Raw genomic sequence first — 18,117 nt, 5'->3', positions numbered from 1 at the left:
TTAGGTCGCCCGCATCATCACGACCCCGCGCTCGCGCAGATCCGCGACAGTGTCTGCGAGGGTGATCATCGGGTCGCGCGCCCGCCAGCCAAGCTCGTTCTCGGCCAGGGTCGAGTCGACATACCAATAATGCTGGGCCATTTCGATGCTGATCGCATCGGGCAGGGCGTCGTCCTCGCCAAGCACTTCTTGCGCGCGGCGAACCAGCCACCGGGTCGCCCGCTCGACCAGCTGGTGATCCGGCAGCGCGAACACGCTGCCGTCGAGCCCGGCAACTCGAGCGATGCGCGAATAAAATGTGCGGATCGGGCAATTGCAGGAGACCAGCAAGTAGCGCTGGCCCGCGCGCCCCTTCTCGAGCGCCAGGATCATGCCCAGCGCGGCGTCGCGCGCGTCAACGAAGGTGTACCCGCCAGCCGGCACCACGGGCGTGCGCTGCTCGAGGGCGCGCCGAACGTCCTCGGTCGAGCTGCCCTGGTGATCCCCCGGCCCCAGCAGCAGCGCCGGGTTGACGATCACGACCTCGAAGTCGGCGTCATCGTGCTCGAGAGCGATCTGCTCGCCGTAGTACTTGCTGCGGTAGTAGGGCCACTTGTTGATCAGCTCGAGCGGCGCGGGGGTGGTCTCGTTGGCGACGGCGTCTGGATCCGTGCTGACACCAAGCGTACCGCTGGTGCTGGCGACCACGGCCCGCTTCACGCCGGCGCGCTTGCACGCGGCGAGGACGTTGCCGACGCCGCCAACGTTGACCTTGGTCATGAGCACCGCGTCGGCGCCGTCGCGCGAGACCTTGCCCGCGCAGTGCAACACGGCAGCGCAGCCAGCGGCCGCAGCTTCTACGCTGGCGCTGTCGAGCACGTCGCCGGTTGCGAGGGTGGCCCCGAGCGCGGCGACCCGCTTGGCGGCAGGAGCGTTGGGATCGCGGACCAGCGCAACAACCGACTTGCCCTGCTCGCGCAGCGCCGCGACCACGTGGGCGCCAAGAAAACCGGTCGCGCCGGTGACCAAGATGGCTTGGGGTTCCGTCACAGATCGAACGCCTTTTGAAAGACCTGAAGCAACGCGATGTCGTTGCTCTTGACCTTGCCGGCCATGAATTCCGCGACCGAGGGGGTGTAGCTCTCGCGCACGATCTTCTCGAAGATCTCGACGGAGGTCTTGAGCACACAATCGGCGCTGCCGCCCTCGGGCCGACCGGGGCTGAAGCTCGCGGCGGTGGGGCTGAGCGCGAGCGTCCACTTGCCGTCGCTCGCGCTGCCCAGCGAGAAGTAGAAGCTGGTTGGTTTGTCGATCGCGCCGGGCACGAACCGGCCCTCGAGGTGCTCGAACAACACCTTGATGCCCGACACCCCAGGCCGGGGCGAGGTGCCGCCCGGACGCGCGTGGCTGGACTTGCGCGCGCTTGGGCTGGCGTCGGCTTGGGTGGCGGCCGCGGCGTCGAGCGCCTCACGCTCGAGGTCCAGCTGCCAGCCGTCACGCAGCGCTGCGACGGCGTTGTGGCTGAGCCGCGCGACCTCGCGGTAGGCGTCGGAGCGCTTCATGCCGGCGACGCGCGCCTCGAGCTGCTCGAGGTTGAGCGGCGGACCAATGCGCACGTTGACCTTGCGCTTGCGAGGGAGCGGCACCTTGGCGCCCTTGGGCAGCGCCTTGTGGGTGCCACCCAGCCACAGCGGCAAAACGTCGACCTTGTAGTTGAGCACCAGGTGACCGATCAGCGGCATGAACTCCCGCATCACGCCGTCGGTGCTGCGGCTGCCTTCGGGGAAGATCAACACCGTGCGCCCACGCTCGATGTGCTCGCCGGCCTGCTCAATCGCCTTGCGCAAGCCCGAGCGCCGGTCGAGCGCGGCCATGTTGGTGAAGTTCTCGAAGTACGCCCGCATCCACTTGTTCTTGAAGAAATAATCTTCAGCGGCGAGCGCGACCAGCTCTTGGCCGTAGCTGCCAAGCGCGTACTTGGCCAAGCCCATGTCGAGGTGCGAGGCGTGGTTGGCCACGACCAGCGTGTGCCGGTTGTAGGGGATGTTGGCCTTGCCGCTGACCTCGACCTGCATGAAGCGGTCGTAGAACGACAGCTGCCCGACGGTCAGCGCGGCCTTGGCGGGGTCGCGGATGAACTCGGGGACGTACAGGTTTTCGTCGTCGCGCTCGATGTCGCGGGTCTTGGACGGCTCGACCTTGCGGCCCTCGGCGGCCCGGGCGGCGTCCTCGATCTGCGCGACGGTGCGCAACGCCGACAGATCCACGCTTGCGAGCCGCGGTGACGCAGCCTCGAGCGTGGAGGTGAGCTCGACGACCATCAGCGAGTCGAAGCCCAGATCATTCTGCAGATCGTGGGTGTCGAGCAGGTCCTCGGGCTTCTTCCTGGCGATCGACGCGATCGCGCTGCGCACGAAGCCAACCTGGTCGCCGCTGGTCGCCAACGCCTTGGCCGCGGCCACGGCTTCGGATGCCTCGCGCAGGGTCTCGAGGATCTCTTGCACGCGCTTGCGGGTGACCTTGCGGGTGGCCGTGCGCGGGAGCTCGACGTCGGTGAAGTGGATCACCGTGGGCCGCATGTGGCGGGGCAGCGCGGCGATGTCCTTGCGCAACTCGAACTCCGCTTCGCGGCGCCGGTCGCTGCGATCGACCTTTTGATCGTTGTCGTCGAGGCCGCGGTTGGCGTAGTCGGGGACCGCGAGCACGGCGACGCGCTCGGCCCCTTCTTTGTCGCGATCGGGGATCCCGACGATCGACAGCTCCTTGATGAACTTTGGCAGCCCGAGCATGACCTCGACGTCGTCGGGGTACACGTTCTCGCCGGACGCCGAGAGGATCACCTCTTTGCTGCGACCCACGATCTTGAGCCGCGACTTGTTGTCGAGCTTGCCAAGGTCGCCAGTCCGCAGCCAGCCTTCATCGAGCGCCGCTTCGGTCGCGGCGGCGTCGCTCTCGTAGCCAACCATGACGTTGGGCCCGCGCGCGAGCACCTCGCCCACGCCCTCGTCGTTGGGCTTGTCGATCTTGATCTCGACGCCGGGGATCGCCTTGCCAACGTTGCCGCCCTTGTTGCGGGCGGATGCCTTGGACAAGGTCAGCACGGGCGCGGCCTCGGTCAGGCCGTAGCCCTCTGCGAGGTGCAGGCCCAGACCCTGGAATGTGCGGTGCACGTCTTTGGGCAGCGCCGCGGCGCCCGAGACCAGGTACTTGAGGTTGCCGCCGAGCTGTTGATGGATCGGCCCAAACAACACGCGGCCAAGGTCGAGGCCAAGGGTCTTGCCGATGTTGCGGTTGAGATCCAGCGTGAAGTCGAACAGCTTCTCGGTCAGCTTGCCGCGCTCGCGGACCTCGTTGAGGACCCGGCGCTCGATCAGCTCCCACAGCGCGGGCACGCCGATCATCGCGGTGACCTGGCCCTGCGCGAGACCGTCGATCATGCGATCGCCGTTGATCTCGTCGAGGTAGATGACCCGCGCGCCACGGGACAAGGGCAGCAACATGCCGCAGGTGAACTCGAAGGTGTGGTGCAGCGGCAGGACCGACAGCACCCGATCTTCGTGCTCGAGCGGGAACAAGGGCGCGAGCGCGGCGATCAGCGCGCTGAAGTTGGCGTGGGTGAGCATCACGCCCTTGGGATCGCCGGTCGTGCCCGAGGTGTAGAGCACGCTGGCCAGATCGTCGTCGTCAATCTGTACGTCGGGGGCGACTGGCTCGGGATCGTTGTCGGGGTGGGTGGCCGCGGCGGTCTCGTATAGATCCCAGCGCGGGCACAGCTCCGCCTGTTGTTCGAGGCTGACCACGTGCTCGTCGAACACGGCGATCTTGGCCTTGGACTTGCGCAGCACCGTGGCCAGCGAGAGCGCCTCGAAGTCCTTGTCAACCGGGACCGCGGCGGCGCCCGTGCGCAAGATGCCAAAGTAGACGATGCCCCACGACGGGTGGTTGCGGCCGCTGAGCGCGACCCGGTCCCCCTTGCGAACACCGGCTTCCCACAGCCGCTGGGCGACCGCGGCCGAGCGCCGCTCGAGGTCGCGGTAGGTGATGCGGGTGAGCTGCGGCGGGTCACCCTCGAGCCGCTGAAACGCCAGCGCGTGCTCGTGGCGATCACACAGGTCCAGGAGCATCGCAACCAAGTTGTCGTGACGCCGCAGGGCCTTGGTCTCTTTGCGCAGCCTCTCTTCGAGCAAGGGGATCGAGAATTCCTCGACGCCCTTGTGGTGGATCTCGAGCCAGTAATCGCGCCAGTCGATCTCCTCGGGGTTCCACGGGAGCTTGACCTGATCGGCCGGGCTCAGGCTCTTCATCAGGGCCCGGGTGTTCTTGGCCGAGAACCGGTACTCGTTCGCCGTGATGAACGGGATGAAGGCGTCGAACACCGCCTCGATGTTGGTCGCCGTCTTGGCCAGACTCGCGACTTGCTTGCGAAGCGGCTCGGTGTAGCGGGCGCTTGGGGTCTCGCGGAACCGCTCGAGCAGACCCGCCAGCTGCACGCTGCGCTTGCGCAGCTGCGGCGAGGACCAGCGATTGTAGTGTTCGATCGGGACGATCGCCGGCTCCGAGTGGGCCTGCAGCGCGTTGACGATCGGGTTGCCCTTGGTTCGGCGATTGTAGTAGCGGCGCTTGGCCAGGCCGATCAGCTCACCCGCGCGGCGGGTCTTGAGCGGGTTCGCGTCCGAGGTGCACAGCTGATAGCAGACCTCGTGGCGGTTCTCGAGCAAGGCCGCGAGCGCGCCGATCATGCCCGCCGAGCACATGTCGACCGGGATCGCGTCGTAGTAGCAATTCTCGCCGACCGGAATGTTCTGCTGACCTTGGTAGGTCAGGTACATGATCGGGGTCGAGGTGGAGATGCCCTCACACCAGCCAACCTTGGGGAACTCGGTGGCCGACTCGACGATCGAGGGCCGCACGATCGTCAGCGGCAGGCCCGAGTTCAACAGCACCTGCTCACCGATGCTCTTGGTGTAGGTGTAGATGTTGGGCCAGCCCCAGAAGGTCGCCCGCTCGGCGCCGGCGTCGATCAGGCGCTCGCGGACGAAGCGACGCTTGACCCGATCGAGCTCGTCGTCGAGCGCGGCCCCGCGCAGGGGCTCGTGGCGCTCTCGCAGGTTGCGCTTGGCTTCGTCGAGCAGGTGCGACTGGCGGGGCGCGTCTTCGGCCCGGCGCCGGGTGGACGCGACCAGATCACCGCACTCTTGGATCTCGCGCTCGGCCGACCAGTGGCCAACGTCGAGCTCGTCGGCGCGGGGAAACGGGAACTCGAGGGTGTTGCGCTCCTCGGTCACGCCGTCGCGGCAGCCAACCACGAAGCAGGTGCTGGTGTGCATGATCGGCACGTCGCCCAGCGCCCGCGACAGGGCGATCAGGTGGCGCGCCCCGTAGGCGTTGACGCTGAGCGCCTCGTCGAGCGGCGGGTTGAAGTCGACGACGCCTGCGACGTTGACGATCGCGTGGATCTGCTTGGCGGTGCCGCTGGCCCTGGCGGCCGCGAGCTCGCTGACGAGCTGCGCGTCAACGCCCAGCAGATCGCGGGTGACGTCGCCGTCAATTGCAACGACCTTGGTCTTGATCCACGCGTCGAGGTTGGGGTGCTGATCGCGGAGCGGATCAAACACGGGCGAGGGCACGATCTCGGACCACCAGCGCTCCTCCGAGGTCACGGTCTTGCGCGAGCGCACGACCGTGTAGATCGTCCCGACTTCGGGGTAGCGATGCAGCAACATCGCCAGCCAGACCTTGCCCAAGAACCCGGTCGTGCCGATGACGATCAGGTTCTTGCCGGCCAGCGCCCCGCTGACGTCTAGGTCGGCTACTGGGTCGGCTACTAGGTCGGCTACTGGGTCGGCCAATTGCGCCTTGGTATCTTGCTCGCTCATGAATCGCCTCAGCGCACGTCGGTCATCATGATCGGTGCAAAGTTGATGCTGGTGATCTGCGGATCCCGGGGGGCCGTCTCTTTGGCCATGCGGATCGCCTCGGTCATGTTCGGGGCGGTCTCGTAGCCCAGGATCTCGGGTACGTACTCGTTGTCCGCGCCCACGACGATGCAGCGGCCCTGCCAGGCGCGGCCACGCTCGCCCCAGTACCACATGTAAAATGGGTGATTGGGGTGATAGGCGATCCCGGTCCGGTACATGCGAATGTACGCGGGGTTGCGCGAGAACTCCTTCTCGAAACGCTTGTGCAGCTCGATCGCGTCGCGGGTCTGGGGCAGCAGCTTGTGAAAGAACTCCACGTAGCTGGCGTGCTGATCGTGGTCAAAGCGATCGCTGCACGGGTGCGTGATGATCAGCGTGCCGCCCTGCTTGAGCAGCGGCTTGTTGCGATGCAGGTTGTGCAGGTAGCCCTGGGCCATGACCTGAACCAGCAGCGGGTTCAAGAACGCGTGCACGTTGTAGGGCGAGATGTACGGGATTCCCGTGACCTGAATGTCGGCCTGGCCGTCAACCTCGACGCAATATTGCTCGTAGCACTTGGCAATTGTGCGCTTGTGGGTGGGCTCGGTCGCGCCCGCGAACACCCCGGTCACACCGTAGGGCGCGGGGTAGCGGGTGAAGATCTCTTCACGCAGACCGGCCGGGCACTTGTCCAGCGCGAACAGCACGGCGCGCAGCGCTAGCTTCTCCCGGGTCGTGTACTCGTCTGGGTTCTTGCCCAGGAAGTCCAGGTTCCGGTCGAACATCCGGTTGTTGAGCGTGGTCTCGATATGGAAGATATCGACCTTCTCGTTCACCAAGCGCCCGATGCGGTCGAAGATCCCCTGCATGTGGGACTTCTCCGGCTGCATGTAGCTGGCGGTCTCGCGGGTCACGTAGGGGTTGTGGTGGGCGGCCAAGGTCTTGCCGCCGCACAGGCCCACGCCCACGGACTTGTGGCCGCCGTCCATCGGGACCAGGTTGATGTTGCAGTAGATCACCAGGTCGGCTTCGACGGCGGCGCGGCTGAGCTCGACGACGTCGCCCTCGGGCGTGGTCCCGAGCTCGAGCATCGCGTCGGCGTCTTCCGCGTCGTGGTGGTACAGGCGATCGGGCCAGAAGCGATCGAAGATCCTCTTGCCGACCATGCGCTCGACCTCGGCGTCGCTGAGGCGCCGGTGGTAGGCGAGCGCGATGATCAGCTCGATGTCTTCCACGCCGTGATCGGCGAGCATCTCGAGCACGATCGTGAGCACCCGCTCGCGCGCGTCGGGGGTCCGCATCGGCGGCAGCGGCAGCGAGATGTCGTCGAGCGCGATCACGACCTTCATGCCCGGACGCAGCTTGGCGTAGAGCGGCTCGCAGCCGTACGGGTGGGTGATCGCGTAGCGGATCGCGGCGTCGAGATCCTTGATCGGCTCGAGCGGCGGCTTGGGGTAGATGCAGCGCGTGCCGACCGGGAGGTCGACCTCGATCAGGTTGTCACCGCAAAACTGCACGCGCGGGGCGCTGTGCTTGTCGAGGTAGACGATGTTCGGGCTGGTCATGAAGCTGTCTCAGGTGAGCTCGATGATTGGCCACTGGTAGGTTCGGGCCAGTCGCAAGAGCTTGGGATCGGGGTTGATCACCGCGGGGCGGCCGACGACCGAGAGCATCGGCACGTCGGAGTAGGAGTCGGAGTAGCCAAAGCACTCGGCCAGCTCGTGGCCGTTGTCGCGGGCATGGTTGGCGATCAGCCGCGACTTGTTGGGCCCAGCAACGACCGGGCGCAGCAGCTTGCCGGTCGCCTGGCCGTCGTGGATCTCGAGCCGGTTGCCAACGTAGTGATCGGCGCCCAGCTCGGTGGCCAGGCGCGCGAGCAGGAAGTCGAGCGCGCCAGACACGAACACGACCTCGTGACCGAGATCTTTGGCGCGCGAGACGATGTCGCGGGCGCCGTCGTAGATGTTGGAGCGCATGCACCACTCGAAGGCCTCGTCGGCGAGCACGTGCAGGCGATCCTCGGGGGTCCCGCGGAACGCCTCGAACAGCAGCTCGTTGAAGGCCCGGCGATCGGTCAGCTCCGCGACCAGCAACTGTGGCGCGCGCAGAAGTAGCCGGCCAAGCTGCTTGGCCGAGCGCAGCGGGTTGATGTCGTTGGCCATGTACCAGACGGCCGTGTGCATCAGGTTGCTACTGACCAGGGTTCCGTCGACGTCGAAGTAGCTCGCGGTCATTGGGGGGACCTCGTCGGCGTACACGGCTCGCGTGCGCCCGGGATGCTGCCGTGATCACGCCCTTGCGTGAATGCCCGACAGATCCATTCGAGTGCGGCTGGTTACCCCGGTTGCGAGGCTGGGTCTAGTGCGCGTCTCGTCGCGCATCCGGACCCAGGTGCGAACTCACCTGCGCGGTGTGTTCTCCGCTCGGGCGAGGCTGCTCGGCGGCTTGCGGACGCCTCTGCGGACTGGACCGCTGGACGCTAGCCACGGCTGTTCTCCGCGCGTGCGAGATCGTTCGCTGCCCTCGGTGAACCAGTCGCCCTCGGCCGAGCTGAAGACACTTGCGGACCCCCTCAACGCACGTCCGCGTCGCATAGTGCGCGGGACGGCCGGATCTGCGACGACGGTTCACTTCACGCGGCCAAGCCCCGACAGCACCAACTATGAAATTTCCGGGCGGGCTGGTTCACCGCGCAGCATCAGCGGCGGGACCCGCCCATACAGGACGCCCCAGCTGCGACCGAAGGCTTGTTCGCGACGCGACTCCAGCAAGCGAAGCTCACGTTCTTCGCGTGGCGTCAGAATCCACCCTAGCAGCAACAGGGGCATGAAGAGTGGAAGCAGAAGCAACGCCATCCTTCGATCGTAGCGCGCCGTCGACACGCGACAACCGAGCACACGAGCGTTCGAATCGCGCGTAGCCCAGCTCACTCGCAGGCCGGGCTTCGGTCTTCCCGGGCGTACTGCAAGAAGGTCCGACGAGCTGCGGCAAAGCTGGATCACCGAAGCTCGAGCATTCCGACGGAACGCGGATCGGGCCACGCCAGATTTGCGGCTTGCCCTGTTCCATCACCGCCATGCACTCGACCTAGGCCGGGCCCGACGGCAGCAGGTCGCCGCCGCGCGCCCACGCTGCGCCGCGTTGGGCTCGATCGCCGCCTGCCAGTGCGAAACGGCTCGAGCCCGTCCGCCAGCCAAGGCGCCTCGCTCGGCGCGGTGCCCAGCCACAGGCTCGCCTGGGCGCGGCGTAAGCCTCCGAGTCGAGCGACTCGGGATCGGCCGTGCCCGTCTGCGGCCGCGCGGCGTAACGGCAGACGAACGTCGAGGTAGGGGCCGCGGAACAGGCGCTGCCCGGGGTCCGTGTTGAACTCGAGCAGCGCTCGCTCGTACGAGACGACGGTGGCCGCGGCTGATCGGGCCCCGCTGGCCAGCAAGACTACCAGAACACTACCGCGGAACTTCGGTCAGATCACCAGCTTCCCCCCCCTGCCCTGGACCGGCCAAAGTTCGCCGCACTCGCACATTGCTTCATACCGACGCTCAATTCGGCTCACACCAGGCCTCCTTGCAGGACCACCCCGGCTTCCCCAAAGGCGCACACACATGGTCAACATCGTAACATCCCGTCCAGTACCACCCTGAGGAACGCGGGTATGAATGTTTGCTAGCAAAGGCTCCATCCAATGTTAGCTCGTTGTCGAATCCCGGAGCCATAACGTCCGCCGATATCCCGAGTCCGGGGAGCGATCCGGGATCATCGACGTTCATGAACCCGCTAGGATAATCATCATGAACCATCCCCAGAGTGTGCCCCGTCTCGTGAGCCAACGTGACCCAGTCATATGGGTTCGAATCGGTCACCACAAAGCGCCCCCAGTCCCAGACCTTGCCAAATGGAGACACTGACGCCAGGCCTGCCTCGGGTTGGCAGAATGTCGCAACGCACGTCTGGGTTGAGTTGTTTGTCAAGAACCCCGTGCCGTTGACGGGTTCCGCATAGGGGCCCAAAGCTATCGTATTGAGCGCAAGATCGCGCCAGGCGCCGTCCGTCGCCTCACCAAAGAGCAGAAGACCCGGGTTGGGATCGTTTTCCGAGGGCTGATATGGATAGTCCTCCATGCCTGGTGGACAAACAGGTTCGCCCGCCCCCACAGCTTCCCCGTTTAGGTACTGGATGCCGTGTTGGCAGCTCGAGAACGCCTCGTGATCTTCAAATACCCAGCACGAAAATATACGGTAATGAACCGCGTCATTCTCGCTCGGCCGTACATCATTGAGCAATTCGGAGGCCTGCAGAGCCCAATCCGCGAAGGTCACCATCCACGTTTCGCCAAGCTCCGTGCAGAGGTCTCCTCCTCCCATCAGAGCATAGTTCTTTCCGTTTTCTATCCGACTACGTGCCGTTCGAAAGTGACTTGATTCTGGTTGTCTCTCTCCCAGCCTTCCCGGGCCGCCTCCCAGGTGGGTAGTTCTATCCAGGCTCGATCTGTCGCAGCCCCCTCTCCCTTCTCGAGGATTCCGAAGGGCGTGGCGAGGACTAGGGTGTGTTCGGGCCAGTGAAGTCGACGCAGTTCGTGAACAGTGGCATATCGATAGAATCCGTCGAGCCCCGGCGCCTCCATCCATTCTTCGAGTTTTGGCAGGGCGGGACGCAGTTCATCGGCTGGGCCCGTCGGCCTCAGGCCCGCCGAAACCTCGAATTCGGGATAATCTGAAGCCGCACCACCAACCTCGGTTTCTCCGCCGACGGTGCCCCCGTCATCGTTGCAGGGAGCCACTGGCAGGCCCTCGGTGTCCGAGCAGGCCGATGCTACGGGCAACCAAATTGAAAGACAGCCTGCGAGCCTGAGTGTCGACTTGTGGAACATGGCGGTTTCGCGAATTTTGACGCACGGATGCGGGAGGAAAGAGCTGATGACCAGCGCACTCATTGAACGGCGCAATAGTAGAGACTTTCGGCCTCTGCAGGCGAAAGCTCTCCTCGGCATTCGTCAGGAGCGGCCACGTCACTCAAACACGCCGACTGCGAGCATGTTCCGGCGTTTTGTGTGTAGCAATCTGTCATCGTTGCAATCGTCTGTGTGTAGCACTGGACGACATCAACGCTGTCCGCCGTAGCGGAACCACTCGAGTCTAGCACGGACTTCATGCAGTTGATGACATCGTCGTCCGGAGGCTGGCCAAGAGTGGTCAGGCACTCCGTCTCAGAGGTGAACATACCGCTCTCCGGGTCGTTCGGGTTCAGAAACAGCTGATAGCATTCACAGCCAGCCTGAACCTCAGCCTCACGTTGGTCCACGTATTGCCGAATCGCATCGTCCAGCCTGGAGTCGTAGTCAGGGCAGCCAGTGCCCGCCGCGAAGACTGTAAGGAGCGCCGTCAGAGTGAAGAGGGGCGATCTCATGAAGCCTGTTTCCCACGCACGACGAGCTCGTGTCAACTTGTTTCTCGGAATCCTCGGAAGGACCGGTGGGTAGACCACGGCACCGAGGCGCCGTCGGAGTGCCACATTACGGCGCTGCCCTCCAGCAATCGCGGCGAATTTGGCCCGCCGTGAGAGCTGATGCATGAGGGCAACCGGCTGGTGCAATTCACAGCACACAGGCGGACGCGCTGCTCGCCGAGGTGTCATTCGCAGATCTCGATCAAGCCGGCGCGCGGATACATCGTCAGAGTCAACGTCGACAACAGCGGTCGTCCAAGCCCACCGCGCGGGAAAAAGTCATCGTCAGTAAACGGGCGCAGGGTCGTCGCCACCGCCTCGACCTCGAGCGCGTGGTCGGACCAGGTGAGCTCGAGCGCCGCGCTCACGCGGGTGTCATTTACCAGCTCGCCAAATTCGTGACTATCGAGGGACAGTTGCTGCTCGGATGCGGTGTCGAGGCTCAACCAGAGCGGTCGCCCCTCGACCTCGAGGCGAGCGAGCGGGATGGTCAAGAGCCCTCGATCCACCCACCGCATCGGTACGGGCCCCTCACTCGGGGGCTCGCGCTCGCCGATCGTGAGGGTGTGGCCAACAAAGTCGAACTCGAGCATCGGAAGCTGACGGAGCACCTGGGTGCCCAGAGCGAGCTGGATCTCATCATCCGGGACCCCGGCGGCGAGCACAACCGGCACGTCTCGCAGGGTGATGGTCCCCAGCCTGAGTTCGGGAATCCAGGTCACGCCATCCTCCGACTTCGTGGGCTCCGAGACCCCGAGCGCGCGAGCGAGGGCGGGCCCGCCTCCCGAGAACACATCATTCGGACCCACCCCGACACGCAGCTGAGTGTCGTTGACCCACGCGGTTGTCGTCCACTCATGGGGGCGCGGCCCCACCTCGAGCGCCGCCGTGCCCGACGAAGCCAGCGCGAACGCGTGGCTGCCCGTGACCCACTTCGAGCCCAGCTCGCACGCAACTCGAGCCGCGCCCTCCACGGTGATGCCCGAACGGACCGCGCTGTGACACACCTCGGCAACCGTGCTGAAGTCGAGATCCAAGAAGGAAAGCCACAGGAGGCTGGCCCCCGCACCGTCGACGGCGCACATGTCCCCGCTCGTGCAGCCTTCGATGCTATCTCGCAAGATCGCTTGGGCCCCGGCCATGTCACCCCGCGCGAGCAGAGCGACCGCGAGCAAGTCGGCGCTGGTTGGGTTCAGAAGCAGCTCGACCGCACGCCGGGCGTCGGCCTCCATGTGATCGAGATCGCCGAGCCTGAACTCGACCTCCGCGAGCGCGACACGAAGGTCCGCGTCGGCGGGCGAACCTTCGACGCGCGCCCGCAGTTGCGCGGCTCGATGGTGCAGCGAGGCCGGGTCCGTCGGGCCATCGAGTGGATACGTGGAAGTTGGCGACGGCGCCGCGCTAACGTCGAGGGGCGGGTGACAGCCCAGCGCCGAGCTCAGCGCGACGACGAGACCGACGCGCATCGCCGCTCCTGCTGCACGATGTTGCGGGCGGGCTCGCGGCGCAACCTGCGTCGGGCTGACCCGCAACACCGCCGCGATCACCAAACCGCTCCCAAGCACTTCGCGCGACGGAGGTGTCCGCGAGTGGACGAGAAGCCCTCGCCCGAGCTGAAAACACCCTCGTCTGCGCATCTGGACAACTCTACCAGCACCCCGCCCAGACCTCGAACACTCAGCGTTACCCGGGCTGGGACCCGCGGCCCGTACAGGGTAGCTTTCCCGCGTGCGGAGCTGGAGCCTGTCCGACCTGGCCCTCGCGCGGCCTGTCACGGTCGCGATGCTGTTAGTCGCGGTGTTCCTGCTTGGGACCATCGCGATGGTCCAGCTGCCCCTCGCGTTCTTGCCGGCCGAGTCGGCCTCGCGCGTGCGCGTGCGCGTCAACCTCACGACCACCTCGCCAGAGCTGCTCGAGCGCGAGGTCATCCGTCCGCTCGAAGAGGCGCTGGCAGGTGTCCGCGAGCTCGACACGATCCGGGTCTCGAGCGGGTCCTGGGGCGTGCGCATGGACCTCGAGTTTCAGGCGGGCACGGACATCGACGCGCGCAAGCTCGAGCTGCGCGAGCGCATCGATCGGGCGCGCGCTTCCCTGCCCGACACGATCCAGACCATTGAATTGAGCTCTTCGCAGGGCTCGGCCGACGAGCCGATCATGCGGGTGCGGATCGCCAGCGACAAGGAACTGGACGGGGAGTACTACCTGATCGAGCGCCGCGTGGTCCGGGCGATCGAGCGCATCGAAGGCGTGGCGTCGATCGAGCTCGAGGGCGTGGAGCCACACGAGCTCGAGGTCGCGCTGGATCTCGACGCGGCGCGCAGCCAGGGGATCGCGCTGGGTGACGTTGGCGACGCGGTCCGCCAGACCCAGCGCGGTCGCAGCTTGGGCAGCCTGCGTCGCAGCAGCCACGACACGGGCCTGCGCAGCCCCGGGGCCCCGGCGGAGGCCGAGCACTTCGCCGCGCTCCCGATCGAGCGCGGGTCCGCGACCGGCGAGCTCGAGCCCGACATGCTCACCCTCGACGCCGAAGCCGACGCGGCGAGCACCACTGCCACCAGCGCAGGCACATCGTTCGCGCGGGTCGGCGAGGTCGCGCGGGTCGGCATGCACCCCAAAGAGCAGCGCCGCGGCAGCCGCCTCAACGGGCGCCCGGCGATCAACCTCGAGGTGTTCGCCGACGCAGGCGCGAGCCCAGTCGACGTGTCGGCCCAAGTCCGCGAGGTCGTCGATGGGCTGCGCGGAGACCCCAGCCTAGGTGGGATCGACGTCGCGGTGTTTGAAGACCAAGGCACGATGATCCTGGCCACGCTGGGCGACCTGCGCGACACCGGGATCTACGGCGGGCTGATCGGCATCATCGTGCTGTTTGGGTTCTTGCACCGCTGGCGCACGACCTTGACGGCCGCTGTGTGTATCCCGCTGAGCGTGCTGGCGGCCTGCGGCGTGCTGTTTTTACGGGGCGGCGAACTCAACTGCATCGTGTTGCTCGCGCTGGTGCTGTGCGTGGGCATGTTGATCGACAACGCGGTGGTGATCGTGGAGTCGATCCAGCTGCACCTGCAGCGGGGCGCGACCCGGTTCGAGGCCGCCAAGCAGGGCGCACGCGAGGTTGGGCTGGCGACCGTGGCCTCGACGATGTCGAGCGTGATCGTGTTCCTGCCAATGATCGTGGGCGGCGGCGGCGGCGGGAACATGTACACGTTCATGCGGCCGCTGGGGGCGACCTTCGTGACCGCCCTGGTCGCGAGCTTGCTGGTCTCGCAGCTGGCGGTGCCGCTGCTGATGTCGATGAAATTGCCAAGCCTGGGGCTGCGCGGGCTCGGCAAGTCCGATGATGGTGAGTCGCCAGCGTCAGACTACAAGCGCACCCGCAACTACTTGCTCGAGCCGGTCGCGCGGCTCTACGCTCGGTTTGTATCGTGGACGATCGGGCACCCGCGCCTGATCCTGGGCGTGGGGCTCACGCTGTGTGCCTCGGCCGTGTATCCGGCCATGAACATGCAGGTTGACATGGGCATGGACGAAAAGATGGTCTCGATGCCGATCCGGCTCGAGCTGACCGGCAGCCGCGACGTCGAGGAGGTCGAGGCCCGGGTGATGGTCGCCGAGAAGGCCCTGCTCGCCGACAAAGAGGCGATCGGCGTCGACACGCTGACCTGCCGCTTTCGTGACTGGGGGGCCTGGTGCGACGCGTTTCCCGGCACCGAGATCGAGTCCGAGCAGCAGCTGTCGGACTTCAAGCAGCGCCTGAGCGACGCGCTGCCCGAGCAACCTGGCGTGCGCTACCACGTGGGCGAGCGCGACGGCTGGTGGATGCGGGATCGGGATCCACGGGAGGTGCAATTCGTGCTGCGCGGCGAGGACATGGCGACGCTGTTCGAGCAGTCCGAGAAATTTGCGGATCACCTGGCCAAGCGGCTGCCAAAGGGCAGCGCCGACGATCCCGAAGCCGGCGGCTACGACACGATCACCGGGCCGTTCAACGAGGGCAATCAAGAGCTGCACATTCAGCTGGACATCGATCGTCTGCGCCGCCTGGGCCTGCGCGCCAGCGACGTCGCGCAGATGGTCTCGCTCGCGTTTCAGGGGGTACCGCTTGGCAGCATTCGCGGCCCAGAGGGCGAGGTCGAGCTGCGCTTGTCAACCGGGCGGCTGCACGAGCAACCTTCTGCAAAGCCCGGCGACACTGGGCCGGATCTGGCGGATCTCGAGGATCTACGCATTCCGCTGCCGCAGCCAACCGCTGGCGGCGCGCGCGAGGTTCCGCTGGCCACGCTGGGGACGATCGAGCTGTCGCGCAGCCCCTGGTGGGTCCAGCGGGTCGATCGCCAGACCGAGCTGCGCATGAAAATTCGGTTCTTCTCGGCCGACGCCGACGCCAACAACGCAGCGATCGAGCAGGCCAAGCAGGGCTTCGTGCTGCCCGAGGGCTACTCGTTTGGTGAGCGCACCCGCTGGGGCCGCGACGAGGGCGAGATGGTCCAGCTGGCGATCAACCTGGGTCTGTGCCTGATCCTGGTCTACGCGGTCATGGCCTCGCTGTTCGAGAGCTTCTTGCAGCCCGGCGCGATCCTGGCAACTGGATTGCTGGGCTGCTTTGGCGCGCCGTGGGCGATGTGGGCGACCAAGACGACCTTTGATCTGGTTGCGATGATCGGGCTGTTCATCCTGATCGGGATCATTGTCAATAACGGGATCATGCTAATTGACAAGGTCACGCAATTGCGTGCGCAAGGCGTGACCCGCGACGAGGCGCTGGCCCAGGCCGGCCGCGACCGGCTGCGGCCGGTGTTGATGACGGCGATCACCACGATCTTTGGGCTGATCCCGATGCTGCTGCACCACCCAACCTTGGCGGGGGTCTACTATCACTCGATTGCGATCATCATCGCGGCCGGGCTGGCCACGAGCACGATGATGACGCTGGTGTTTCTGCCCTCTGCGTATGTGCTGGTCGAGAATTTCTCGCTGACCTCCCGCAGGGTCTGGCGCAAGATCACGAGGCGCCGCGGCGCGTGAGCTTGGGCTCACGCGCCTTGCTTGGTCTCACAGCCAGCAGCAGGTCCGGGCGTCGTTCTCGGTCGGCGTAGGCCGCTGAATTGGCGAGGCGCCAGACTGCAGCTGTTCGGCGACGTGCAGAGGGCTGTGCTTGGGTAGGCCGCCGCCCCTCGCCTACCAATTCGGCAAGTCATCGATGATCGTCGCTGCAGCCCGCAGCGCCAAGGCGACGATCGTCAAGGTGGGGTTGGCCGTGCCGCCCGTTGGGAACACGCCGCTACCGAGCATGAACAGGTTTGGGTGCTGGTGCGCGCGCAGCTGGACGTCGACCACCGACATCGCCGGATCGGCGCCCATCCGGTACGTACCCATGACATGGCCTGCACCCTCGAAGTCGTCGCGGTGTTGGATCTCGTCGGCCTCGAGGGCCGCGAAGATCTGACCGTGGACGGCGCGGGCGTCGGTCAGGCCGCCGCGTGTGTAGCTATCGATTGAGTAGGTGATCCGCGGCCGCGGTAGGCCAAAGCTGTCGAGGTTGTCAAAGTCGGGGACGACGCGGTTGCTTGGGTCGGGGAGCTGTTCAGTCATGCTCGACAGGCGCAGCTCTCGGGAGCTGCGCTCGGCCAACGCGGTCGCCAGCGCCGAGCCGCGCAGGCCCGCTGCGAGCAGCGTGGGTACGCGCTGCGCCGGTCCGCCAGCGGGCCAGGTCCAGCCATCGTTGCCAAACTCGACCCGAAACGCCGCGCGCGCGTCACGGCTGGCCAGCGCCCTCGTGTCGTCGATCCCCGCGGTGGACAGCGGTCCGCGGTACTGGCCAAGCGCCCGACCGGACACGGCCCAGCTCAGCTGAATCGGGTGATCCATGAGGTTGCGGCCGACCTGATCACTTTGGTTTGCCACGCCCTCGGGGACCGCGTCGCTGCGCGACATCAACAACAGCTTGGCCGTCTCGATCGCGTGGGCCGCGAGCACGTAGAGCCGGCCCGTGACGCGCAGCGTGTCGGCGCCCGGGCGCCGGGCGACGATCGCCGAGACCAGGCCGTCTCCGTCAAGCTCGATCTCGTGAGCGACGGCGTTGTCGATGATCTCGACGCCGACGGCCTCGGCCTTGGCCACGTGGACCGCGGCCTCATAGCGAGCGACGATCGGGCACAGCGGGATGCACGAGGCGGCGCCGCAGCAAGCCGGGCGGCCGTCGTACTCTTTGGTATTGCGGGCTTGGGCGGTGATCGTGACCTCGTGGCCCAGGCCCGCGATCGCCTGCGTAATCTGCAGATCCGAGTAGCTCAGCGGGATCGGCTGCATTGGGTACTCCGCGCTGCGGGGCGAGCCTAGATCGCCGGATCCCGCGACCCCGAGCACGGCCTCGGCCGCCACGTACCACGGCTCGAGGTCTTCGTAGCTGATCGGCCAATTGACGCCAACGCCAAACTCGGTGTTGAGCCTAAAGTCGCTGGGGAGCAGGCGGATCGCTGTGCCCAGCCAATGCCAGGTCGTGCCGCCGACGAGGCGCAGATACGTGCTCTTGAACAGGTCGGGCCCGTCTTGGACATAGTAGGCGTCAGCGCCAGTGTCGAGGACCGTCGGGTAGGGCGCGTGCTTGGTGTTGGGGAACGGCGACTCGGGGTTCTTGACCAGCGCACTGCGATAGGTCCGGAGCGCCTCATTGCGATCGACCCGAGGTCCGGCGTCGAGAGCGATGACGCTGATCCCAGCCTCTGCGAGCCGGTGGGCCGCCGTCATGCCAGCGACACCACACCCAACGATGATCACGTCCGCGTCTCTTTGCTCAGGCATATTG

Annotated in this window: 7 protein-coding genes; 1 reads left to right on the top strand and 6 read right to left on the bottom strand. The window is 66.2% G+C overall.

Going from position 1 to position 18,117, the window contains the following annotated elements; all coding sequences use genetic code 11:
- The 5 genes from DB30_RS08900 to DB30_RS08880 form a co-directional block, all read right to left on the bottom strand.
- Positions 1 to 1,029 carry an NAD-dependent epimerase/dehydratase family protein gene (locus DB30_RS08900; RefSeq protein WP_240480193.1) on the bottom strand — a complete coding sequence of 343 codons (1,029 nt, stop codon included), beginning with the start codon at positions 1,027 to 1,029 and terminating at the stop codon, positions 1 to 3.
- A complete protein-coding gene (locus DB30_RS08895; RefSeq protein ID WP_052547788.1) occupies positions 1,026 to 5,855 on the bottom strand; it encodes an AMP-binding protein in 4,830 nt (1,609 codons plus the stop codon). The genes DB30_RS08900 and DB30_RS08895 overlap by 4 nt, the downstream gene beginning before the upstream one ends.
- Positions 5,856 to 5,863: 8 nt before the next feature.
- Positions 5,864 to 7,441, bottom strand: a complete 1,578-nt coding sequence (gene larAH, locus DB30_RS08890; protein ID WP_052547786.1) for an NPN-dependent hydroxyacid isomerase, LarAH14/15/16 family — start codon at positions 7,439 to 7,441, stop codon at positions 5,864 to 5,866.
- A gap of 9 nt (positions 7,442 to 7,450) precedes the next feature.
- Positions 7,451 to 8,110, bottom strand: a complete 660-nt coding sequence (locus DB30_RS08885) for an HAD family hydrolase (RefSeq protein WP_052547839.1) — start codon at positions 8,108 to 8,110, stop codon at positions 7,451 to 7,453.
- Positions 8,111 to 11,503: 3,393 nt separating this feature from the next.
- A complete protein-coding gene (locus DB30_RS08880; protein ID WP_052547780.1) occupies positions 11,504 to 12,784 on the bottom strand; it encodes a tetratricopeptide repeat protein in 1,281 nt (426 codons plus the stop codon).
- A 262-nt stretch (positions 12,785 to 13,046) separates the two neighbouring features.
- On the opposite strand from DB30_RS08880, the gene DB30_RS08875 reads away from it, so the two are divergent.
- Positions 13,047 to 16,337, top strand: coding sequence for an efflux RND transporter permease subunit (locus DB30_RS08875; RefSeq protein WP_146658331.1), 3,291 nt, complete (start codon positions 13,047 to 13,049; stop codon positions 16,335 to 16,337).
- A gap of 153 nt (positions 16,338 to 16,490) precedes the next feature.
- Here DB30_RS08875 and DB30_RS08870 read toward each other — a convergent pair whose 3' ends face one another.
- On the bottom strand, positions 16,491 to 18,113 hold the full coding sequence (locus tag DB30_RS08870) for a GMC family oxidoreductase (protein ID WP_052547776.1): 1,623 nt from the start codon (positions 18,111 to 18,113) through the stop codon (positions 16,491 to 16,493).
- Positions 18,114 to 18,117: the final 4 nt, after the last annotated feature.

Origin of the sequence: Enhygromyxa salina (genome assembly GCF_000737335.2) — a bacterium.
GTDB classification, from domain to species: domain Bacteria; phylum Myxococcota_A; class Polyangia; order Nannocystales; family Nannocystaceae; genus Plesiocystis; species Plesiocystis salina_C.
The sequence above is the reverse complement of the archived record's forward strand: the minus strand, read 5'-3'. Positions and strand labels throughout refer to the sequence as shown.